General features: G+C 29.0%; 24 protein-coding genes. 5 read left to right on the forward strand and 19 right to left on the reverse strand.

The window, feature by feature from the left end; all coding sequences use genetic code 11:
• Positions 1-66: 66 nt before the first annotated feature.
• Positions 67-864: a hypothetical protein gene (locus OCU47_RS08680; protein WP_261828204.1), complete on the reverse strand. Its 798-nt coding sequence runs from the start codon at positions 862-864 to the stop codon at positions 67-69.
• Between the two features lie 181 nt (positions 865-1,045).
• Between OCU47_RS08680 and OCU47_RS08685 the strand changes: the two genes are divergently transcribed.
• From OCU47_RS08685 to OCU47_RS08700, 4 genes are all read left to right on the forward strand, one after another.
• On the forward strand, positions 1,046-1,501 hold the full coding sequence (locus tag OCU47_RS08685) for a MarR family winged helix-turn-helix transcriptional regulator (RefSeq protein ID WP_261828205.1): 456 nt from the start codon (positions 1,046-1,048) through the stop codon (positions 1,499-1,501).
• Positions 1,502-1,505: 4 nt separating this feature from the next.
• A complete protein-coding gene (locus OCU47_RS08690; RefSeq protein WP_261828206.1) occupies positions 1,506-2,195 on the forward strand; it encodes a DUF2461 domain-containing protein in 690 nt (229 codons plus the stop codon).
• A gap of 51 nt (positions 2,196-2,246) precedes the next feature.
• Entirely contained in the window at positions 2,247-2,666 is a 420-nt protein-coding gene (locus OCU47_RS08695) for a pyridoxamine 5'-phosphate oxidase family protein (protein ID WP_261828207.1), read from the forward strand.
• 236 nt (positions 2,667-2,902) lie between these two features.
• A complete protein-coding gene (locus OCU47_RS08700) occupies positions 2,903-3,283 on the forward strand; it encodes an SdpI family protein (protein WP_261828208.1) in 381 nt (126 codons plus the stop codon).
• A 9-nt stretch (positions 3,284-3,292) separates the two neighbouring features.
• On the opposite strand, the gene OCU47_RS08705 is transcribed toward OCU47_RS08700, so the two are convergent.
• The 12 genes from OCU47_RS08705 to OCU47_RS08760 form a co-directional block, all read right to left on the reverse strand.
• Entirely contained in the window at positions 3,293-3,757 is a 465-nt protein-coding gene (locus OCU47_RS08705; protein ID WP_261828209.1) for a pyridoxamine 5'-phosphate oxidase family protein, read from the reverse strand.
• A gap of 50 nt (positions 3,758-3,807) precedes the next feature.
• On the reverse strand, positions 3,808-4,074 hold the full coding sequence (locus tag OCU47_RS08710) for a hypothetical protein (protein ID WP_261828210.1): 267 nt from the start codon (positions 4,072-4,074) through the stop codon (positions 3,808-3,810).
• Between the two features lie 469 nt (positions 4,075-4,543).
• Complete coding sequence (locus OCU47_RS08715) at positions 4,544-5,041, reverse strand: prolyl-tRNA synthetase associated domain-containing protein (RefSeq protein WP_261828211.1); 498 nt, start codon at positions 5,039-5,041, stop codon at positions 4,544-4,546.
• 335 nt (positions 5,042-5,376) lie between these two features.
• Positions 5,377-7,251, reverse strand: coding sequence for a carboxylesterase/lipase family protein (locus tag OCU47_RS08720; RefSeq protein ID WP_261828212.1), 1,875 nt, complete (start codon positions 7,249-7,251; stop codon positions 5,377-5,379).
• A 66-nt stretch (positions 7,252-7,317) separates the two neighbouring features.
• Positions 7,318-7,761: a MarR family winged helix-turn-helix transcriptional regulator gene (locus tag OCU47_RS08725; protein ID WP_261828213.1), complete on the reverse strand. Its 444-nt coding sequence runs from the start codon at positions 7,759-7,761 to the stop codon at positions 7,318-7,320.
• 180 nt (positions 7,762-7,941) lie between these two features.
• Positions 7,942-8,094: a hypothetical protein gene (locus OCU47_RS08730; protein ID WP_261828214.1), complete on the reverse strand. Its 153-nt coding sequence runs from the start codon at positions 8,092-8,094 to the stop codon at positions 7,942-7,944.
• Between the two features lie 87 nt (positions 8,095-8,181).
• Positions 8,182-8,973, reverse strand: coding sequence for a helix-turn-helix domain-containing protein (locus tag OCU47_RS08735; protein ID WP_261828215.1), 792 nt, complete (start codon positions 8,971-8,973; stop codon positions 8,182-8,184).
• A gap of 122 nt (positions 8,974-9,095) precedes the next feature.
• The gene (locus tag OCU47_RS08740; RefSeq protein WP_261828216.1) at positions 9,096-9,869 is read right to left on the reverse strand and encodes an aminoglycoside adenylyltransferase domain-containing protein; all 774 of its coding nucleotides are present in this window, start codon (positions 9,867-9,869) and stop codon (positions 9,096-9,098) included.
• On the reverse strand, positions 9,853-10,356 hold the full coding sequence (locus tag OCU47_RS08745) for a GNAT family N-acetyltransferase (protein ID WP_261828217.1): 504 nt from the start codon (positions 10,354-10,356) through the stop codon (positions 9,853-9,855). The genes OCU47_RS08740 and OCU47_RS08745 overlap by 17 nt, the downstream gene beginning before the upstream one ends.
• A 92-nt stretch (positions 10,357-10,448) precedes the next feature.
• Positions 10,449-11,978: a hypothetical protein gene (locus OCU47_RS08750; RefSeq protein WP_261828218.1), complete on the reverse strand. Its 1,530-nt coding sequence runs from the start codon at positions 11,976-11,978 to the stop codon at positions 10,449-10,451.
• 245 nt (positions 11,979-12,223) lie between these two features.
• Complete coding sequence (locus tag OCU47_RS08755) at positions 12,224-15,028, reverse strand: glycoside hydrolase family 2 protein (protein WP_261828219.1); 2,805 nt, start codon at positions 15,026-15,028, stop codon at positions 12,224-12,226.
• A gap of 195 nt (positions 15,029-15,223) precedes the next feature.
• Positions 15,224-15,808 carry a TetR/AcrR family transcriptional regulator gene (locus OCU47_RS08760; protein ID WP_261828220.1) on the reverse strand — a complete coding sequence of 195 codons (585 nt, stop codon included), beginning with the start codon at positions 15,806-15,808 and terminating at the stop codon, positions 15,224-15,226.
• Between the two features lie 206 nt (positions 15,809-16,014).
• Here OCU47_RS08760 and OCU47_RS08765 point away from each other — a divergent pair, with 206 nt between their 5' ends.
• Positions 16,015-16,731 (forward strand): 4Fe-4S dicluster domain-containing protein, encoded by a 717-nt coding sequence (locus tag OCU47_RS08765; RefSeq protein WP_261828221.1) that lies wholly within the window; start codon positions 16,015-16,017, stop codon positions 16,729-16,731.
• Between the two features lie 135 nt (positions 16,732-16,866).
• Here the strand turns inward: OCU47_RS08765 and abc-f are convergent, their stop codons facing one another.
• The 6 genes from abc-f to OCU47_RS08795 all read right to left on the reverse strand — a co-directional run bounded on the left by abc-f (position 16,867) and on the right by OCU47_RS08795 (position 22,406).
• Positions 16,867-18,606, reverse strand: a complete 1,740-nt coding sequence (gene abc-f / locus OCU47_RS08770) for a ribosomal protection-like ABC-F family protein (protein WP_261828222.1) — start codon at positions 18,604-18,606, stop codon at positions 16,867-16,869.
• 313 nt (positions 18,607-18,919) lie between these two features.
• Entirely contained in the window at positions 18,920-19,774 is an 855-nt protein-coding gene (locus OCU47_RS08775; RefSeq protein WP_261828223.1) for a DUF6544 family protein, read from the reverse strand.
• Positions 19,758-20,225: a MarR family transcriptional regulator gene (locus OCU47_RS08780; RefSeq protein WP_261830606.1), complete on the reverse strand. Its 468-nt coding sequence runs from the start codon at positions 20,223-20,225 to the stop codon at positions 19,758-19,760. The genes OCU47_RS08775 and OCU47_RS08780 overlap by 17 nt, the downstream gene beginning before the upstream one ends.
• Positions 20,226-20,364: 139 nt before the next feature.
• Complete coding sequence (locus tag OCU47_RS08785; RefSeq protein WP_261828224.1) at positions 20,365-20,892, reverse strand: GNAT family N-acetyltransferase; 528 nt, start codon at positions 20,890-20,892, stop codon at positions 20,365-20,367.
• A gap of 189 nt (positions 20,893-21,081) precedes the next feature.
• Complete coding sequence (locus OCU47_RS08790) at positions 21,082-21,678, reverse strand: GNAT family N-acetyltransferase (RefSeq protein WP_261828225.1); 597 nt, start codon at positions 21,676-21,678, stop codon at positions 21,082-21,084.
• A 152-nt stretch (positions 21,679-21,830) separates the two neighbouring features.
• Positions 21,831-22,406, reverse strand: coding sequence for a flavin reductase family protein (locus tag OCU47_RS08795; RefSeq protein WP_261828226.1), 576 nt, complete (start codon positions 22,404-22,406; stop codon positions 21,831-21,833).
• Positions 22,407-22,435 lie beyond the last annotated feature (29 nt).

Genomic DNA, 22,435 nt, shown 5'->3' on the forward strand with positions numbered 1-22,435 from the left:
ATAAAATAGCTAATTAAACTATATAAATGTATCTAAAGTAGAGTTACTTTACTACTAGTTCTATCTCTATTCAGCAGTATACATCTTATAATATAAGTCACGTATGTTCCCTTTTAAATTTATATGTTCAGTAAGTAATAGATCAATATATCTACTTCCAAGCTCATAAAAAATAACCCTATCATATGGAGGCTCTAACTTATTGATATTTCTATTGATACCAACTCTATCTCTTATTAAATTTTCAATGTATCTTGCAAATCCTTCTACCCACTGTTGCCATATCATATATTCAAAATCTATTTTTCTCAAATATATTTTCATCTCTTTATAATAATTAAGTGCATCATTATAATCTTTTGCATTAAAGTAATTATAAAGAGCTTTAGTTTTCTTAATAAAAGTACTATTTTCATAAGGAAATGGATGATTAAGTTCCCACATATAATTATTTTCCTTTATTGCTTTTGCTTTTATTTCTAAAGTTTTGCTAAGTTCTTCAGAACAGTTTCTATTTTGGTAACAGTGTACAAATTCATGAAAAATTGATATATAGCCATCTAAACCATCAAATGCTTCCTTTGTTATTACTGCACAGGTTTGTTCACCATAGCATTCTACTGGAAATGCTGCTAAAAGCCCTTTTGGAAATTCTCTATGTGTTGGATTATCAAATTTGAATTCATAATTTTCCCCAGCTGAATCTAAATCAAAAATAAAGTATGTATTTTCCTCTACAATTACTACTGGATACTTTTTTTCTAGTGATATATCTATATCTTTTAATTGTTCATGTAGTTTATTAATTTTTCTTAATGAGATTAATTGCTTTGCTATGAATTGTTCCTTTTCCTCTTGATTCATTGTATAAGCCCCCAATGTTTATTTAATCTTTTAAATATTATATCACTTAATGGCTAATTATAGAATATTTTTACATAATTTAGTTGACATTGATTGTATATACAACTATACTTAATATAATTTAGTTGTATATACAATTTTTTATTTTTGATAATTGCAATTTAATCAAGGAGATATAATTATGCAAAAAAGACAAGGAGGCTTTTTAGTTTCTAAAATACATCAATTAGCAGGCCGTATCTTTACTAAAAAGCTTAAGGATTATGATCTTTATGATCTAAATTCAGCCCAAGGGAGAATAATATTTGTTTTATGGCAAAATGATGAGATTTCAATTCAAGAACTATCCAAGAGAACATCTTTAGAAAAGTCCACTCTTTCTCGCATGTTAGAAAGACTTGAAAATTCAGGATACATACAAAGAATTGCCTCTGCTGATGACCGTCGTAAAACACTCGTAAAGCTAACACCTAAAAATGAAGAACTTAAGGATGCCTATGAAGAAGTTTCTAATGATATGTTGGATCTTTTTTATAAGGGATTTACTGAAGATGAGATTGATGAATTTGAAAGTTACCTCAAAAAGATTCATGAAAACCTTTTTCAATTTGAAAAGAATTCTAAGAAGGGAGAATAAATAAATGATTAATGAAGAATACACATTTAAAGGATTTTCTACTGAAACAGTAAGTTTTCTAAAGAATTTAAATGAAAATAACAACAAGGTCTGGTTTGAGGAAAATAAAGAAAATTATAAAAAATTACTGTTAAAACCTATGGAATCTTTAGTTATGGATATGAGTAACTATATGCTAACTATAGATCCGCTTATTGATACTACTCCTTCAGTAAGTAAAACTATATCAAGAATATATCGTGACACAAGATTTTCAAAAGATAAATCTCCATATAAGGATACAATGTGGATTACATTTAAAAGGCCATCAAAGGACTGGGCTTCTAATCCAGCTTTCTTTTTTGAGATATCTCAGAATTCCTATAGATATGGTATGGGCTTTTTTTCTGCAACTCCCAACACAATGGAGTTATTTAGAAAAAATATTGATACTTCTCCTAAGGAGTTTAAAAAATCAATATCTTTCTATTCTAAACAAAATGTATTCGTTGTTGAAGGCGACAAATATAAAAGAATTTTAGATAATAACAAGCCAGAAGAAATATTAGATTGGTATCAAAGAAAAAATTTATATTTAGTTTGCAATAAAGAAATCGATGAGGTGCTATTCAGTCAACAATTAGTTGATGAATTGAAATCTAACTTTAATTTGTTGTCAGACTTCTATCATTATCTATGTAAAATAAAAAAATAAGTTATTTTATAACTTAAACAATAAATATAATTAAGATTGGGGGAAATAAAATTGGATAACCAAAACATTATTAAAAAATCATTAGAACTAGTAAATAGTTGCAAATTTGCAATGGTAGGCTCAAATGGAGCGAATGGCTTTCCTAATATCAAATCAATGATTAAAATAGAAACTGAAGGGCTTAAAAAAGTATGGTTCAGTACCAACACTTCAAGTAAAAGAGTTTCACAATTTAGAGAAAATCCAAAGGCTTGCGTGTATTTTACTGATCAAGAAAAATGGACTGGATTAATGTTGATTGGCAATGTTGAAGTGATTGAAGAACCAAAAATAAAAGAAAGATTCTGGTCTGATGGATGTGAAATATACTACCCTCTAGGTGTTACTGATCCAGATTATTGTATTCTTTGTTTTACTGCAAAATCAGGGAATTATTATGAATCTTTATCTAATACAACTTTTGAAATTTAGTATTTAACATATAATTATGTAAAGTATAAATTTGAGAATACTTAAATATTATTATTTATATGTTCCAATAAAAAACTACATATTTTTATCTACTATACTTATTGGTAATGTAGAATTTGATTTGGTACTTATATATATTACAATGTTAAAATTATATTTATGTGCTCCACATTTTAAGTTGTTATAAAAATGATATTGAATGTAAAAAGGTAATTATAAAATGGAGAGGTATTAAAATGGGATTTTGGATTTTTATGACGATCATGAACTTATTGATTCCTATAATAATGATTGGATTTGGCAGCTATTCTAGCAAAAATGCACCCAAAGATATAAATCATATTTTTGGCTATAGAACTTCTATGTCAATGAAGAATAAAGAGACTTGGGAATTTGCACATCATCATTCTGGACGGATATGGCTAAAAGTTGGCTGGATTATGCTTATCGTTTCTAGCATAGCAATGTTATTTGTAATAGGAAATGATATCAATATTGTAGGTACTTTGGGATTAATCCTTTGTGTAATACAGGTTATTGCTTTAATTGCGTCAATAGTTCCTACAGAAAAGGCATTAAAAAGAAATTTTGATGAGAATGGTAATAGAAGACGATAGAGTTAAACTCTATCGTCTTGCCTTTCCAGTAATGTTATCTATATTTATTTTATATACCTTAGTTCTTTCACTAGCTTTTTCAATATATACTCTACCCTTTTCAATATATTCTGGTGAATATTTATTTAATATTTCTAAAAGAACTGTATTTTTTTCATCATCAAAAACTTCATTAGCTCTACCAAAGATTATTACACTTTCATATTGGGTACTAAATTTATCTGGTAGCACACAGGTTTCTCCAACTATACAAAAAGAAACTTTATTATTGTTATTTATATTATCTAATTTTTGTCCTTCTGTTGCACAATGAAAATACACAGAATCATTGATATAAACGTAGCTTATTGGAACTCCATAAGGATATCCATTTTCACATATTGTTGATAAAACACCATAACTATTGTTTTTTAATATCTCAATGGTTTCATCAGTTTTAATTTCTCTTTCTTTTTTTCTCATTTCTCTGAACAAAATAATCACTCCTAAAAACTCTCTCTATTATACTAAAGTTAGTTTAATTATTATATGTGAGTAAAAAATGCAACGAATAAAGTAATTGTCCATACAACTATAGTTGTTGCCACAATAATGATAGCTTTTTTACTTTTTGCACTAAGATTTTGTATCTTATATGAAATCAATGTAATTATAAGATTAACTACAGTTGCAGCTAGGAGGCAAATTCTCCACATTTCATATGGTAAAACATCAATAGTCACTAAAATATTTATAAAAGAAAAAATTAATAATAAAATCACGTATACAAAAATCAGTTTTTCTTTATTCATCTTTAATCACCTCTATAATTCGTTTATCACTTTTAATAATAAATTTTACCTTTCAATTATAACACTAAATAATCCATTACCATACCCAGTAGCAGGTATAGCTCTAATATTTAAGCTATATTCTCTTATTTTGATATTGTTTTTTCAATCACTTCTAAATTATTCATATCTATTTTAAACTTTATTCCGTAAAAAGTATCAATCAAAAGAGTGTATTCATTTTCTTTTTTATAAACATTAGGGGCAAACCAATCATTACACTTTGTAAGCTTAGAAACAGTAGTAATTAAATTTAGTTTATTATCAATCCTGTGTTTTAACTTCTACTCCTACATACTTTTTCATCCTATCAGTAATGTCTAGTTCATATTCACCAGTTGTTGCACTATAAAACATATATCATTCACCCGCTTTCAACTAAAATTAATATTTTATATTTAAACTTTAATAATATTTTCCACATTAATGCTTAGTTTATCTCTATATGAATGAACCTATTTTTATGCCATTTAATAAATTTCTCTAAATCAGCATAGGATATGCCAATAGTTGCTGTATTAACATTAGGATGAAAATTCATTAATCTCTCATTTACTAAACTTCTATCTATTAAAATTATTACTTCACTGGCAACATCATTTATTATCCCAAAGGGCGTAACTGAGCCAGGTTTAAGTTTTAAATATCTGGATAACCGCTCTTCTGAGGCAAAGGATAACCGTGAACTTCCTATTTGTTTAGCTAGAAGTTTTAAATCAATTCTCTTATCTTCATCTAAAATTATAATATAATGAGTATCACCTTTAACATTTCTAAGAAAAAGATTTTTGCATTTTATTCCTTCAATAAATGTTTCTATTTCTTTTGCTTCATTAACAGTATATATAGGTTTATGCTCGTATCTAACATAATTAATTCCCAATGAATTTAAAACTTCATATACCTGTTGTTCATTTTTTTCAATCATTCTTACTTCAGCTCCAATTAATGAAAATACTATTTTCACTTTCTATAATTAGTATACAGGATATTAGTATTAACTGTAAATATATGAAACTACTTGCTATCAGGAAAAACTATTGTTCTCATAGAGCTATGGCTGCTATATTATCAAGCATACTTAAACTTTCACCTGTTCATAAAGCTATGGCAAGCAAACAAATCAAATCTGTTTATTTGGCTAAACTCCTTGAAAATAGCTAAAAGTTTGGTACTTTTAAATATTTGCACTAATTTTAAAGGAAGCTAGTTTATTCTTAGCTTCCTTTTATCCATACTATAATAATAACTACTATTTTTATATTAATTGTTTCTTAATCCAGCCTCATATTCATCAAAGAATTTTAAATTTTCCTTATGTGGTGTGGGAATAGTTCCAACATAATCTCCAATATTCATAACTCTATCACTCTCTTCATCGTAGCATGTCCACAGTGGAAGTGAATCGCCATTTGGATTACCAGTTTTCGCAAAGTTAAACCAATATGAACTCATTATATTAGCAATTTTTTTATCTGCTTCAGTAAATTGTAAATCAAAAAGCCTTAGGTTATCATATGCGTATGGAATTTCAAATCCATGAGTTGCACCTAATTCCTTCCAATTTGCAGGACCAGGTTGTGCATGACTGAAATAATACAAATAGACCTTAGATTTACCTGTTTCTGTTTGTAATTTTGCCCAAGTATGCATATGCCAACTGAACCATTGATCTGTTCCACTCTCTACTTGTGACTTTATTGCTTCATCATCAGTGTTACAAGGAAATAATTTCAAGAATTCATCTGCCTTATCTTTATAAGCAGCTCTTACTTGCTCTTTAAATTTTTCTGCACTTACTGCCCCATTTTCTGGCCAAGGTAAAGTTATGAATAATGCTCCTTCATTGGCATTACTTCCGATTAGAATTGGCACATCATTTTGCTTTCCTTTTGCAAAAATATTATAGATTGTATCAGGAAGAACATATCCATCAATAATTGGTCTTGTTGATACATTTTTTGAAGCCTTAAGTAAGTCCTTTGCAGACATTTTTCTTAATTCTTCAATTGAATTTGTGTTTTGTGAAGAAGCAAAATTGACTCCAACATTTTCAGCCTCTTTTAATGTCAATGAAGGACCTCCTTTCACTCCTCTACTTCCGAATATGGCTCCACTTTCTCCAATGGCATGTTGAAACAAACCTTTTGCAAGTGGTGATGCCACTAAAACACTTACACTCATCGAACCAGCAGATTCGCCAGCGACTGTGACATTATTGGGATTGCCACCAAACGCTTCAATATTTCGCTTCACCCATTTAAGTGCAGCAATCTGATCTAAAATTCCATAGTTACCTGAAGCATTATAACCAGATTCTTTGGTCAAGTCTGGATGTGACATAAAACCAAAAATTCCAATTCTATAGTTCATAGTAACAAATACAACACCTTTCTTTGCCATAGATTCCCCATTATATATATCAATTGAACCAGAGCCACTTGTAAAAGAACCTCCATGTATATATACAATTACTGGTTGCTTTTTAACATTGGATTTGGCACTTGTCCAAACATTTAAATATAGGCAATCTTCACTTACAGGTTCATTGTTTTTAATCGCTGCATCTGAAAGTGCATCAGTACCTAGACGAGAATAATACAATTCTTTTATTATAGTTGGCACTTCATTTTGCATAGCACAGTTAGAAAAATGATCCGCTGCTTTTACTCCACTCCATGATTTGGCAGGCTGAGGAGCTTTCCAACGTAGATTACCTACAGGTGGAGCTGCATAAGGTAAACCAGCAAATATCTTAACAGATTTATCTGAATTATATACTCCTGAAATTAAACCATTCTCAGTTCTAATTGTTTCTGTGACTGTACTTTGTCCAAATGGTTCAGCAGATCTATTTATAGGACATGGATAGGTGTATATAGTCAGAAAACCCAAACCTATTACTATTAATAGCCAGATACCAAATCTAAAAATCCATTTGAAATTTAAAATTTTATTTCTCATAAACAACATTACAATTAAAAGAATAATAGATACTGCCCAACCTATAGATGTATTTTTATCAATTGCTAGGATAGTAAATGATAATACTGCAATTAGTAAAAATGGAATCCAAAATTTTAACTGAATAAACTTTTTAGAATTCATTCTAAATTCTTTTTGCTTATCTTCTTTCATAAAATAGCATCTCCTCTTTACTTGATATATATATAATTGATATATCAATTATATAATCAAAAAAATTTATTCTAGGTTTACAATTAATTTATTTAAAAGATTTATTAGTATAGACATTTCTTCTTCTGTATAAATATGATTTAAATTTTTAACTATATTCTGAGCTGTTGGCAACATTTTTTCGATTAGCTCCTTACCTTCTGATGTAAGAAGAATTAAAAATTCTCGTCTATCCTTTGAAGATTTATCTCTCTTTAGTAAATCTTTTTTTTCAAGAATATCTAAAATTCTTGTTAGGGATGCTTGATCCTTAGAGCATTCTTTAGCTAATTCTTTTTGATTATAAGCTTCTGTAGAATCAAAACAATGATGCCTATATAAAGTTTTTAATATAGTCCACTGATCAATTGTAATTCCAAAGGTCTTAAGTTGCTTTTGAATATTGTTCCTAACTAGTAAATTAGACTTAAACAACGCACGACCTAAAGATTCATCCAAATCAAATTCCAAAAAAACCACCCTTTCCTACTATATATTTATTACTATATATAAAAATAATTGATATGTCAATTATTTTTATATCAATTGTTTCCAATTTTGTATGTAGAACTTAAGAAGTACAAAAATTAAAAAAGATGAATTTAATTTTTCATAAACTCATCCTTTTTAATGCTAGAAAACTTTATGCTTCTAAGAAATTTTCTTTTCAAATACTAATAACTTTACAGTACCATTCATAAATTCATTCACAATAGTATAGCCTGCTTTTTTGTAAATTTTATTTCTTACACTAATCAATTCATCTACATCTTCTAATGTAGCCTTTTCAAAATTAACTTTCACAATATAACTTCCTTTGAAATTAATTATTTAAGTCTTTTTGAAAATATAATTGTATCCTTTGATATTTTATTCATAAGATATTTTCTATTATGGCTCAAAGAACTTTAATATACAACCATCAATAGTAGTGACTTCGCAAGTTTTTCCGCCCCAAGGTTCTGTAACTATTTCAGTTATCTGATTCCAGCCACTTTTCTTAACAAATTTATATAGTTGTTCTATGCCCTGCACAAGCATAAATGCAACCATTTTTTCAAGTGTATCACCTTTAAACATGTGAATTCCTGTAAATGGTGCAATATGCATCATCTCTATTTCTATTGGTATATTGTTTACGCAACCGTATATGCCTATTCCATTTTCATCTCTTGAATCAATTTGTCCATACCATCCAAGTACTTCTTTAAACCATTTTATTGTTTTGTCCATGTCTTGAGTATAATATACTGCTCCTGTTTCCTTTACAACATAACCTCTTTCACTAAAATCACTCATCATTATCTTTCCTCCTGATAAATTAGTTTTTACGGATATATGTGAAAATGTATTTAAACCAGTTTTATTTTTTCTGGCTTTGGATGGAGTAATACCGTGAAATCTAGTAAAAGCTCTTGTAAAACTCTCATTAGTTTCATAACCATATTTTATGGCTATATCTAAAATACTAGTATCATAACTTATAATTTCATAACCTGCTAAGGTTAATCTACGATTTCTAATATACTCTCCAACCGTACAATCACACAATATTGTAAACATTCGTTGAAAATTGAAACTAGATGCGTATATTTCTGCAGCTAATATATCTGCATCGAGTTCTGATTCAAGGTTGTCTTCAATATAATCAATTGATTTTTGAATGCTTTCTATCCAATCCACATCTTCACCGCCTTACAAAATCTATCATATCAAAATCAGTTTTTAGATTCTTGATAATTTCTGCTTAAGTTTGTTAGATAAATTGCCTTTATTGGTAGTTACAAAAACTATTTCCTTCATATCTATAAACCTTCTTTATTATGTAAGTTTTCAATTTCACTTAGCATGTGATCTGCAAATCCAACTAAATTCTTTGAATTTACACTAAATACATTATTTGCATCACTATAATTGTTAAGTGCTCCTTGAATTACATCCTTAAATTTCTCAGGAAGATTAATTATAGCCCATTCTCCTCCCTCTTTCTTTGAGCATATCTTTCCATCTTGTAAAAAACATAAAACTCTGCATAAATTTAATATATAATATATTGGATTATTTTGAATCTCAGTTTTCGAATCCTCAATATCACTTTTTATAGCTTCAATGTAATATTTTTTAGGTACCTCCTGGAATATATCCTTTATTGGACTTCCATACAAGCAAATGCCTCTTTCACGTAGTATAACTATATGTGCAGCCAAATCATGATCTTCAAAACCACCACAAATGTAATTTGGTTGATTTATATATCTATCCTTATGAAAATCCGAAAAATGTAAGACAAAATGTGTAGGATATTTGAAATTTTTAGTATCTTTCTCTAAAAGCACACTCATTTCAAAACCCTTCTTAGGTCCAACTTCTGATAGATTTAATAGCACATCAACTAGCTGTCTCATTTCTTTAAAATCTAGTTTTTCTTTTATAACTACTAAAAAGTCTATATCACTTGAGGTTGGATTAAAGCAATTCATTGCTAGTGAACCATGAAGATATATTCCAACAAGATTATCCTTTAATATATCTTTATACGAATTAACGATTTTATTTAAAATTTCAGTTACAGGCAACATTGATAAGTCCCTCCCTTTTTAACTCATAATATTTAGATGCAATTCCATCTTCAATAAATGTATCAACCTCAACAAAGTTATTATTTTGTAGCAGGCCAATTGAACCATAGTTATTTGAATACGTGAAAGCTCCAATTTTAATTATGTGGTACTTATTGAAGACTTCTTCTATAAATTTTTTTGCTGCTATTGTTGCAATACCTTTTCCCCATAACTCTTTTTCAAAAATTACTATGCTCAACATAGCCATTTTTTTATTACTTTCATCAATGCAATAACACCAAATATCTCCTATATATTTGTTATCATAATAAATTACTTTACCGTAGCTCAAAGCATCTTCCTTTACAGATTCATCAAATAATCTCAGTGATTTTTCTAAGGAGTTTGTAGTAAAAGGAAATAACTTTTGTATTTCTTCATCTCTAGTTTTTTCCCAGAATACAGTTACATGTTCTTTCTCTCTTTTTTGCAATGTTATATACATACAACTCCTCCTTGAATTAAATTATATTTTTGAGCTAGTTTAATTATAAAACCCAAAGAAAATCTTCAGGAGACTTTTCTTTGGGTAATAAGCTACAATTTCATATACATCTCTTTAGTGTAAAATTGACTAGTTTTTAAGTACTTAGGGATATCTTGCTCCTCGCCATTGATTGTAATATTAGCATATTTTCTTGCAATTTCTAAAGTGTATGTGTTGTTATCATAAGGTAACTTGCCAATGCAACTTAATTTGATTTTCAATTGCTCGTCCAAATTTGTTATATTAAATAAGCTTAAAAATCTATTGCATCTTCCTTTAAATGCTTTTTCAGGATCAAGATTTTTGATGTTTTCATTATCAAAAATAAAGTCTATGTTAAGAACTCCATCCTCATAATAAATATTAGATTTACAGAATTCCTCAACAAATTGACGGTTCATATTTGCACGAGATATTCTTGAGAATTCTTCTAATTCATCTATCAATATTAATACATCTGATACATCATACAACCCTCTTATCTGCCTAGATTCATTTGTATGATCAGAGATGGCATTTAATATGGCTTTCTTTGTAAAAAAAGACTTATAATCAATAGAATTTAAATCAACATTAGAATTATCAACATATATGAATGTAGTATTACTAAATGACTTAATAGTCTTCATAAGTAAAAAAGCACTCATTACTCCATGTTGATATTGCTCAAAGTCATTTAGATACTGTAATTTTTGGCTTATACTTTCTTGGATAAGTGGTTTAAATTGCAATTGGTTAGTTAAAAGATTCACTTCTTCTTTGGATAGACTTGACAATACCTTTTCATCTAGTCCAATTAAATTATGATTTTCATCAACATTAAATATTTTTTCAAGTAATGGTTCTATGGTATTTGTGTCAATGGAACTTACAGCTATACTCATTGTCATAAGCTTTATGAAAGATTCAATATATTGTTGCTGTGATGAACTATAATCAAAGTTAAACTCACTATAATTCTCTAATGCAAAGTAAGGTAACACTTTGCTAATACAACGATTTATTTTATTTATTTTCTTAATTGGGTAGCCTAAATCATGAGTTAAGGCTGATATACACCATATGGAATCATCATAATTAAAAACATCAAACTTAGATGCAAAAGAAATAACTTTCTGAAAAGAAGGTGCAAGAACTGAATCCTTTAGTACCTTTCCTAAATTAACAACAGTGTGCATTTGAGCATTTACCTGAGAAAATAATTCTTTATAACAATCCGTTTTAGTTAAATACTCTCCCAAGAAATATACCCATAAACAATGTAAGGTGTGATCTCTATAAAATGAATCTGAAGCAAAAATCAATTCTTCAAAATTAACATATTCATCAAAGTATTTGAATAATTCATCATATCCCCTTCTGTCAGGATCTATATAGCTCATAGATGCTTCAAACAAAGCTTTCCATAAATCTTTAGCTATTTGTATTTTGTCATGCATATCTCCAGCATCTTTTAATTTTTCAACATTGGCTTTTATTCTTTCCTTTACTTCCCCAGCCTCTTTCAAAAATTCAATGTTCCCTTTTTCAATTTGCATTAAATAAAAATCTAATACTATCTTTTCATCAATAAAATTCATTTTTTAGCCCCCTAATTATAAGAATAATATCTAAATTATCTCATATTATAACACTTATTTCAATCTATGGATTATAATTCTTTGGGTTCAATATTTTATTTATACTCAATAGTTGATAATAAAAATAGACTAAAAGCTGGTAATTTACTTTTCGCAGCTTTTAGTCTTTAAAGTTAAGGCATCCAAAATAAATTAGAAGTATCGCTCTTCTAGTTTATTTTTAGATGCTTAATTATTTATTGATATTAGTTAGGTAAAATAGCTTTAAGTTCAGTAATACTTATCTCAGTTTGTGGTTTAAACTTATCAGATCTAACATAATTTAGAATACTGAATAATAGTTGTTTTGCTTCTGGTTTTTCAATAATTTTCTCAAAATCACAAGCGCACACAAGTAAGTTTCCGTTTGAAACCTTTCCTTCGAATATCAATCCTAATTTATGATTTCTTTCGAAATTATCAATTGTTTGCACAATTGGTCTTAATTCTTTTGAGGTATCATCCATTATTATAGAACGTGAATTTGAAACTACGTTCCACCATTGATAAGTTGAATATTCTTCACAAGGAAAATATTTAAAAATTGGATGAGTATTATTGATCAATAATCCCATTGTTCCAACTGGGATCTCTCTATTCATGCTTTCAGAAATTGTTCTAAACATTGGATAGCACCAAAAATCTGCACAATAGAATCCTTCAATAGATTGTTTTAACTTATCTAATTGAGGAATGATTACTACATTTTCACCCTTTTCAAGTAATGTAAGCGCAGTTTGGGATAAACTATGAAATATATTTAACCCTGTCTTATCAATAGTAACTCCATTTGGATATACCCATAGCTCATAAGTTTTTTCTATATCTGTGTTTTCTACTCTTAATGCTAGAGTTAATTTTTCAGTTTCATTAACTTTTGGCATTTTTACACTTATATCGCCAATACTTATATAGTTTTCATTCAAGCTATAAGCTGCAATTTCTCCATTAACGTATATTGAAGTTTGAGATTTTAACTCCCATAATAGCTTAAAGCTGTTTAGTGGAATATTCTTATAATAAGTAAGTTCAACATGAGCATTGAAGTTTTCTTCCGCTACATAATTGAATTTATCAAATCTAGCCATAAGTACAGAATCTGAACAGAAGCTTCTCCATTCTTCAGGTGAGATTAATCCCTTTGACTCCATGAATGCATCTAACATTCCAACTAAAGCTGTACCTTGTCCACTAAAATCTTGTAAATCTAAAAGTTGAAATCCTGCTAATTTCTTTGTTCTGAAAGCAGTTTCAAGTTCTTCCTTGTAACAAGCAACAGCAAGTTTTCCTGAACATTTAAAGTATTTATCAGCTAAATCTCCTAAGCCCTTATCTTCAAGTCTTTGCTTAAAAACCTCAAAGTTTTTAGTTTTTAAAGGCCCGGTATATTTCTCTATTTCATTAAAGTCTGGATATGTTTCGTATTGACCAATTTCATGAGAAACTACAGGAACATTAGGAATCATATTTTCATCATATTCAGTAGCTTCAACCTTTTTAGCAGTTGTACCAAATTGTATTTCTATTGTATTATCTTCTTTAGACGCTGAATTGTTCTCATTATCCAAAGAAGTTGGACAAATATCTTCATCGTAATCCTTCATAGTGTTTGGCTCTGCAGTTTGTACATGTCCTAAAGGAGCATCACACATTGCGTAAGAACCTCTGTAAAGACGATTTTTTGCAAGCCTAACTCCAGATAAGAAATCATCATTTTCTAAGATTACAGGACAAAATTGAAAATTATTTGAACCTTCAGTATATAGATGACGATTATCAAATTGTTTATATCCCTTTAAAATTTCATCTAATCTTTCTTTGCTTCCCCATAACTCATTACCAAGAGACATCATTGTAAATGAAGGATGGTTTCCAAAAGATTTTAACATAGAGAAACCTTCACTAACTAAGAAATCCTGTTCTACTTGATTATGATTTTCGTAACTTTCATCAGTTATTGTACCCCAGAATGGTAATTCAGGCTGCATATATATACCAAGCATATCAGCTGCAATAAAGGCTGCTTCTGGAGGACAGCAAGTATGGAAACGATAATGATTGATTCCATAAGATTTTGACGTTCTCAATACTTTTAACCATTCTTCAACAGTTGTAGGTGCAAAACCTGTACGTGGGAATATTAATCCATCATGTTTCCCTCTAAGGAAGGTTTTCACTCCATTTATAGTAAATTTATCTCCCGCTGCTTTGAATTCACGAAGTCCAAAAGTCACTTCGCTTGTATCAATAACAACATCATTATTCATTAGCTTTAAGTTCAATTTATACAAACTTGGACTATATTCACTCCAAAGTAACGCATTTTCTCCTAAAGAATAAGTAATTGAAATTTCTTTAGAATTAAAAGTAAATAGTTGTTCTTCTGCCTTATGTTCGATCTTACTATTAAAACTTGTAGCTGAAACTGCAATAACTCCACTTTCTGCACCAACAATTTTAGATCTTATAATAACAGACTTATCTTTAATATTAGTATAAATTTCAGTGTCTTTTAAATAAGCTTGCTCAAACATCTGTAATTCAATTCTGCCTGTAATACCATTCCAGTTAGTTTGAGTATCTGGAGAAGTTAAATGTCCCCCTTTAGTAGGATAGCATGTATTATCTACAAGTATGGTAATTATGTGTTTTCCACTTGATAGATAGTTTGTAACATCATAAACATGTGGAGTACAAAGACTATTTTGTGTGCCAACTTTCTTTCCGTCTATCCAAATTGTAGTAACACGAGTTCTTTCTAGATAAAGAAAACAGTTCTTGCCTGATACTTCATCAGAAAGCTCAATAGTCTTAGAAAACCAAGCATATCCTTCAAATTTATATTCATCTGTTAAACATCCAATTTCAACGTTTACATTTTTGACACCTTTTTTATAGTAAGAAGTTGTGCCGGGTAATGTGATTGTATCATTGAATGGCATTTCTGCACCCTTCTTATCTCCATCTAATTGAAAATTCCAAATACCGCTTAAATCAATTGTTTTATACATTTAGCCACCTCTTAATTTGATGTTTTTATCCGATAGCTTAATTATAATGCTTTCATAACATGTTAGAATAGCGTAAATATTATAGGTGTTTTGTCTATATATTTATATCAGCATATATAGTTTTTATTTGATAATGCTGATATAAACAATAGAAACTTTAACTTATTAATAAGAGTGCTATTAAAATATGGACATTTATATATTATTTTTTATTATATTTTCAACTAATTGCAGATAATCCCCATCATACAGAATACTTTTCTGAATAATTAATATGGTTATGCCATGAACCAAACTCCACATTGCTAAAGTTTTTTCTAAATACTGTTCTTTATCTAGATTAATGGATTTAAAATAATTTTCTGCACTACTCTTAAAAATATCAAATGCATTATCATCTACAAAAAATTCTTTTTCCTTAATATTTATACTGAATACATTTTCTGATAGAAACATAAATTTTAGATAGTCAGGATTTTCTACCATGAACTTTACATATGCTTTTCCCATTTCAACTAATTGTACTTTAGGATTTTCAGCATAGGTGGTTGCTATTTCTTGAATTGCTAAATAAAACCTTTTCCATACTTCTTTTGCAATTTCATTAATAAGAGATTCTTTATCTTTAAAATGCTTATACGGTGCAGAATGACTCACACCACACATGCTTGCAACTTTTCTCAAAGAAAATCCTTCAACTCCTGCTTGATTGAGAAGCAATAATCCATTATCTATAAGTTGTTGTTTTAAATCGCCATGATGATATTTATTTGTATCCATCTTTCATTCCCCTTTATATTTCATATTATAAATCTACTCCATATTATCTTAAATAAATTATATCACTCTATGTTGACAGTGTAAACTTATAGTGTTATATTGAAATAAAGTTGACAGTGTAAACTTTGAAAAATTGATGGATTCCATTCTATTATTTAATCTTAAATCTATTTAAATATATTAATTATGTGTATAGGGGAGAAAAAATGAATCAAGAAGTTTTAATTGTATGTGAATCAATGTATCATGGAAATACCAAAAAATTAGCAACAGCTATGGGGATAAAATTAAATTGTCGTGTTCTAACATGTGACGAAGCAAGTAAAGAAAATATAGAAAAGTATAAAATAATTGGGCTTGGATCTGGGATTTATTTCACATCACATCATCCAAAACTCATAGAGTTTGCAAAGAAAATAAAAAGCACTCAAAAAGTGTTTATATTTTCAACTCATGGCAGACCATATTTAGGAAAGTATCATGATACTCTTAAACTTTTTTTATCAACTCAAGGAGTATCAGTTATAGGTGAATTTTCTTGCAGAGGATATGATTGCACAGGTCCCTATATAATTATGGGTGGTGGCAACAAAGGAAAACCAAATGAAAAAGATGCAAATAAAGCAGCTAATTTTGTAAGTCGTGTTTTACCCCAATATTCTAAAAATACTAATGTTACTCATAATGGTAACAACATTGAACTACACTATGAGAGTTGTGTGGGCTGCGGAAGATGCCAAGCAATCTGTCCAATGAAAGTATTTGAAATGCAAGATAAAAAGCCAATTATAAAAAATGAACTGAATTGCATACATTGTAGTCTTTGTAAAGACAACTGTCCTTCTCAAGCCATTTCCATACAACATACTTGGAAAGAAGCAATCACCATTGCAAAAAGGCATGTAAACAGAACCTCTCTATAAATTTAACCTGACTATAAAGACGCACATTCTAGAATTTCACCCTACATTTACCCTATAGCCTTCTAACAAAAAATCCTATGCTCAGTATATATCTTGCATAGGATTTCTTAATTAGGAATTTAGAAATAAATAACATTAGTAATACTTATTTCTTTGAGGTTTAGTCTTTTTATTCTTTAAAGTAGGTTCCTTGGTTACAAGTTGGTGCATACTCTCTTTTTCTTTTATACTTTTGTAATAATCATAATCACCAGGGTAACTTTTTAATTTAGTATCTTCAACTGCAATTACCCTTTCGCCCATCTTATTTATAAAATATCTATCATGAGATATGAAGAATATAGTCCCTTTGAATTCACCTAAAGCTTCCTCAAAAGTTTCTATTGAGTCAATATCAAGATGATTAGTTGGTTCGTCTAATATTAATAAATTTATGTCTTCATATAAAAGCTTGCTCAGTTTTAATCTAATTCTCTCTCCTCCTGATAAATGTCTTATCTTTTTAAATACATTGCTACCGTAAAACATGAATTTAGATAAATACTCTCTTGCTTTTCCCTCTAAAATTGAAATATCTTCTCTAAAATATTCAAGTACAGTGAGTTCCTCATTATCAAAGGTAATTTTCTGTGGTAAATATGCACTCATAACACTTGCACCTAAATTTATTACTCCATCATCTGGACTTTCTTCACCAAATAAAAGCTTTAAAAAAGTAGTTTTTCCACTACCATTTGGTCCTATTAATGCAACTCTTTCTCCAAAGTTAACTAATAAATTTGCATCATTAAAAATAATTTTATCTTCATAGCTTTTACAAAGCCCTACTGCTTTTATAGTTTCATTTCCTGATCTTCCTGCAGATTTCAAATTTAATTTCATGTTTTGCTTTTCAAATAATGGCTTATCTATTCTGTCCATTTTATTGAGCTTAATTTGCATACTGGTAGCCCTTCTAAAGAACTTATTGTTATCTGCTCTCATGGCCCAATCTCTTAATTCTTTAATATTCTTTTCAAGATTATTTATTTTCTTTTGCTGTTCTCTATAATTTTCATACTGAATACGCATATTTTCTTCTTTTTGATTAATATAAGAAGTATAATTACCCTTGTAGCTTATACTTACCTTATCTTCTACTTCCACAATCTTCGTTACTACATTATCAAGAAAATATCTATCATGAGACACTACAATAACAATTCCTTTATAATCCTTAAGATAACTTTCAAGCCATTCAATTGACTCCATATCCAAATGATTTGTAGGCTCATCTAGTAGCAAGATGTCTGGATTATCTATTAGAAGTTTACCAAGCATTACCGTAGTTTTTTCACCACCACTTAGTAAATCAAATTTCTTATTTAAAAAGTCATCATCTAGTTTAAGACCTTTGCATATCTTACTTAACTTTTCATCTATGTCATATCCACCTTTTACTTCATATAGTTCTAATAATTCACTATATTGCTTTAATGCCTTTTCTAATTCAGCATGTTTTAAAACTTTCATTTTATCTTCTAATTCATGCATTCTATTTTCTATAGAATGGATTTCTTCAAATGCTAAGTTTAATACATCAATAACCTTTAATTCATCTGAATATTGAGGTAACTGCTCAAGATATGCAATGCTAGCTCCTCGTGGTACATTTACAAAGCCTTCATCATATCCTGGACTATAAGCATCTGGATAACCAATGCAATAATTCATAGGCTCTATTCCAGCTATTAATTTAAGAATAGTGCTCTTTCCACTCCCATTTACACCTACAATACCAACCTTTTCTCCTGAATAAACTTGAAATGTTATATCTTTAAGCACAAGAGTGGCTTCCATATATTTTTTTACACCAATTAATGATAATTCAAACATAATAATTCCTTTCTTAATTTATTTTTTCAATTTAAGCTGTTTTTGTCATTGGATTCACCACTTTCATGTATTTATACGATAGCTAGCATCCGTAACACTCCAACTTCTTTAAGTTGGAGATAACGGCTGCACGCTCCTGGACGAGGTACCCCTTGAGGGTGTAAGTTCAACTAAGATTCACTTGATATTTTGATAATACCAGTAGATCCCTTGTTTTCTCAACCTCAAACACTTTTATGAATTAAAAATGCGCCAATAAGCATTAGGCTTACAGCGCATTTTGGGAATATGTTTATATATAAATATTTGTGAATTAGTAGAAATTATACTTTAAGTTCTTTCCATCAAAATAGGTTAAATCACCATTTTCCATATGCCATTTTGACTTTAATGTATCTGGTAACAATAAACCATCTTTATTTTGATAATTTTCAAACAATGCAGACCACCTTTTGTATTCACATCTTCCATCATTATAAATCATTGCTCTATCATCTGTAACAAATTCTACAAGTTGTCCATTATCTTTAAATTTGTAAGTTCCACTAACAGTTAAGTTCTTATAATTTATTGATACACTAACTGAATCTTTATCTAATTCTTTTATTTCAATATCTGCACTTAGCATTTCTGCTGGCATAAAAATAATTTCTGCAAGCCATGTTACCAAAGTGGATTTGTCCATATCCTTTCCACGTTGATTAAATAAAGTTATGTTTTTAGCTATTACTCCCTTCATTCCACCATTTCCATCTATAAAAGAATCTAACCCTTGGAATGGTATTCCCATAACAGATGAATCTATGAAGGCAAATCTAGCTGGTATATAAGCAAAAATATGCTCAGAATAATCAATCTTTAAAGTCTTTTTCATTTCAACATTTACAAAATTAGCATTTTTAAAATCAAAGTTTACATGCTTGCTATTTATTCTATTTTTTAACCCTGTATAGTTATAAAATTTTTGCATGCTTTGTGGTAGACCCTCAAATGTATATTTGTTTGTTTTAATATTTGCACTAGTATTTTCCTCACTTTTTGCTAGATATTCTTTAAAATCTCCTCTTAATGGTGAGTAAGGTATATTAAAATAAATCACTATAATACATATAATAAGCCCAATTATACCTAAAGCTAATCCCATTCTTTTCTTACTCCTCCTTTTCATGCTTTTTCTCCATTTTCACTACATTTTTTTCTAATTGCTTCATTCCTTTTAATAATCCTAATAGTGTCTCCTCCTCAAAATCTTCAAATAAATCTTGCATATATTTTTCTTCACGTTCCTGCCTTTGAGCAAAATACTCTGTACAATATTGGGTTAGTCTTAATCTTTGAATTCTAGCATCAACTTTATCTTTTTCTACTTTTAAGAAACCTTTATCTTCTAATATAGTAGCCATCTTTTTTACGTTTTGTCTTGAGCTTCCTAGCCTTTCAGCAGCCATTGAAATTGTTGGTGCTTCATGTTGAAAACTTTCTATAATAGCAATTAAAAACCATTGTTTAGTAGATATATTAGTATCAAATTTATCTCCTACTAATTGCAACTTATTTGATAGTGCAAATAAGCCACCATAGATATATGCTTGCATGTTTATGTACTCTGTTTTATCCATCACTTAGCACTCCCCCATAATAACTTTATTTAAATGCAATAAAAAGGTAACCTGTTACATATATTATATGTAACAGGTTACCTTTTGTCAATATACACTAATCTTTTATATAATCACTTAACTTCTAATAATGACAAACTTAATTTTGTAAATCTATTTTAAAAACTTCATACTCTTTATCGTCTTTAGCAAAGCTTCTACTTTGAATACCACCATTATTTATAATAGTTTTTCTGGAGGCCTCATTCTCTTTTTTGCAAGTTAAGAAAACTTCGTTAAGACCTAACTTTTTAGCATGTTTTAATGTTTGCTTAAGTATTTCAGTAGCATAGCCATTTTTGCGTTCTGAAGGACGAACACTATACCCAATATGACCTAAATCTTTATAAAAGTCATTTAAAGAATGTCTGAAGTTAACTACACCTACAATTCTATTATCACTTTTTCTAATTGCAAAAAAAGTATCTGAAACTACCCATTTAGGATTTACTGTCTCAATACTTAAACTATCCCTAAGTATTTGAAGCCATTCATTATAATTATCCTTATAATCGAGCAAAAAACTTCCGTTAATAACTCTTTCACCTAACTGAAAAAACTCGTTTTTAAATTCAGTTGCTTTAGTTTCTAATTCTTCTGTTGGAACTACTAAAATTATTTCATCCATTATTTATCCCCCCATTATATTAATTAAAGCTGATTATATCACTATGCCCCACATATTACCATACTTTAACAGAAAACAATCATATGAATTTACTTCTCAAGTTTATTAGATATACCATAACTTCAGGCAAGCAAAATAAAAACATAACCCAATGACATCAAATAATCATCAGGTTATGTGTATAAAATATTATTCATTTTTACTTAATATATAATGATAGAATTCACGATCGCCTATAGTAACATTATCTGTATAATTAAATCCACACTTTTCTATTACTCTATTGGAAGGCTTATTAGTTGTTAATGCTATGGCATTTAAGAATTTTACCTCTGTGTTTTCAAATAAATATTTAATCATAGCCATAACTGCTTGAGTGGTATAGCCTTTATTTCTGTGATATTTAGAAATTGCATAACCTATTTCTCTATTTGGTTTAGGCAATTCATCACAAGGTCCTGTACAGCACCAACCTATAAATTCGCTTGTTTTCTTTAATATTATTCCTACAGTAAACCAAGTATCTCCAACATTAGGAACTGACTTTAGAAATATTTTATTACTTGGCATATGCATATTTGTTAGAAACTCTTTGCGCTGTTCTTTTGTAGCTTTCCAATCAGGCAAAATATCTGTTATTTCAGGTTGAAGAGTAAGTGCATAGAGTTCATCTAAATCTTCTAATCTAAATTCCCTTAAGACAATATCTTCACACCCTATGGTAAAAAGATTACTTAAAGTTGATTTTTTAAGTCTATCTGTTTCTAATCTCATATCTTTTATCATCTTTAATTTCTCCTAATACTTTTTTATTGTTCACCTTAAGCAAGAACATCTTCTAATAAAATGGTAACATTGTTTATATTCTCTTCTCAACCTATAACATTTTTCTGAAATAAATATGCGCCATGAGTTAAAATCTCATAGCGCATATTATTTCATTTAAATTCAGAAATGTTCTTCTCCCAATCACCACAATCTCCAAGTTTTTCACCTATTTTAAAGTAATTATATGGCGCATAAAGTACAGGATCTAATTTCGTTAAATCAATCATTTCTATATTCATATTTTTAAATTGTTCATCAATTTGAATGTTTTTAATCTTGCTAATAAATATATGGCTGCCATCTAGCTCAATAGTTTTATCAACTTCACATTCAAACACCCATTTACTTTTGTCCAGAACTGGTACATTTAACACACTGCCGTTTTTATAATCATAATTAACTTTGTTTTTTATTCCATCATTTCCGTGTGTACTGCCAAAATAATCTGCTAACCACAACATATCTGAACTTACAAGATTTGCAGAAAAAGTGCCTGTTCTTTGGATATTATCCTTTGTTTTTTTCGAGCCTCCAACACCAAGCATTATATGAGGACTCCCATTCCAATTAAATCCAATCCAAGTAATCACACCAAAGTTAGGTTGATTATCTTCATTATATGTGCCAATTGCATACATTGGCTGAGGACAAAAAATTCGTTCAGGTTCAATATCAATTTTTTTCATAACATACTCTCCCTATTTTCCATAAATGG

The sequence above is a fragment of the Clostridium sp. TW13 genome, assembly GCF_024345225.1.
In the GTDB taxonomy this organism is placed as follows: Bacteria; Bacillota; Clostridia; order Clostridiales; family Clostridiaceae; genus Inconstantimicrobium; species Inconstantimicrobium mannanitabidum.

Bases quoted from the DNA above. Each gene is read 5' to 3' on its own strand.
- OCU47_RS08680 (WP_261828204.1), bottom strand. From the start codon at position 864: ATGAATCAAGAGGAAAAGGAACAATTCATAGCAAAGCAATTAATCTCA.
- OCU47_RS08685 (WP_261828205.1), top strand. From the start codon at position 1,046: ATGCAAAAAAGACAAGGAGGCTTTTTAGTTTCTAAAATACATCAATTA.
- OCU47_RS08690 (WP_261828206.1), top strand. From the start codon at position 1,506: ATGATTAATGAAGAATACACATTTAAAGGATTTTCTACTGAAACAGTA.
- OCU47_RS08700 (WP_261828208.1), top strand. From the start codon at position 2,903: ATGGGATTTTGGATTTTTATGACGATCATGAACTTATTGATTCCTATA.
- OCU47_RS08710 (WP_261828210.1), bottom strand. From the start codon at position 4,074: ATGAATAAAGAAAAACTGATTTTTGTATACGTGATTTTATTATTAATT.
- OCU47_RS08715 (WP_261828211.1), bottom strand. From the start codon at position 5,041: ATGATTGAAAAAAATGAACAACAGGTATATGAAGTTTTAAATTCATTG.
- OCU47_RS08720 (WP_261828212.1), bottom strand. From the start codon at position 7,251: ATGAAAGAAGATAAGCAAAAAGAATTTAGAATGAATTCTAAAAAGTTT.
- OCU47_RS08740 (WP_261828216.1), bottom strand. From the start codon at position 9,869: ATGTTGCCTGTAACTGAAATTTTAAATAAAATCGTTAATTCGTATAAA.
- OCU47_RS08745 (WP_261828217.1), bottom strand. From the start codon at position 10,356: ATGTATATAACATTGCAAAAAAGAGAGAAAGAACATGTAACTGTATTC.
- OCU47_RS08750 (WP_261828218.1), bottom strand. From the start codon at position 11,978: ATGAATTTTATTGATGAAAAGATAGTATTAGATTTTTATTTAATGCAA.
- OCU47_RS08755 (WP_261828219.1), bottom strand. From the start codon at position 15,028: ATGTATAAAACAATTGATTTAAGCGGTATTTGGAATTTTCAATTAGAT.
- OCU47_RS08760 (WP_261828220.1), bottom strand. From the start codon at position 15,808: ATGGATACAAATAAATATCATCATGGCGATTTAAAACAACAACTTATA.
- OCU47_RS08765 (WP_261828221.1), top strand. From the start codon at position 16,015: ATGAATCAAGAAGTTTTAATTGTATGTGAATCAATGTATCATGGAAAT.
- abc-f (WP_261828222.1), bottom strand. From the start codon at position 18,606: ATGTTTGAATTATCATTAATTGGTGTAAAAAAATATATGGAAGCCACT.
- OCU47_RS08775 (WP_261828223.1), bottom strand. From the start codon at position 19,774: ATGAAAAGGAGGAGTAAGAAAAGAATGGGATTAGCTTTAGGTATAATT.
- OCU47_RS08780 (WP_261830606.1), bottom strand. From the start codon at position 20,225: ATGGATAAAACAGAGTACATAAACATGCAAGCATATATCTATGGTGGC.
- OCU47_RS08785 (WP_261828224.1), bottom strand. From the start codon at position 20,892: ATGGATGAAATAATTTTAGTAGTTCCAACAGAAGAATTAGAAACTAAA.
- OCU47_RS08790 (WP_261828225.1), bottom strand. From the start codon at position 21,678: ATGATAAAAGATATGAGATTAGAAACAGATAGACTTAAAAAATCAACT.
- OCU47_RS08795 (WP_261828226.1), bottom strand. From the start codon at position 22,406: ATGAAAAAAATTGATATTGAACCTGAACGAATTTTTTGTCCTCAGCCA.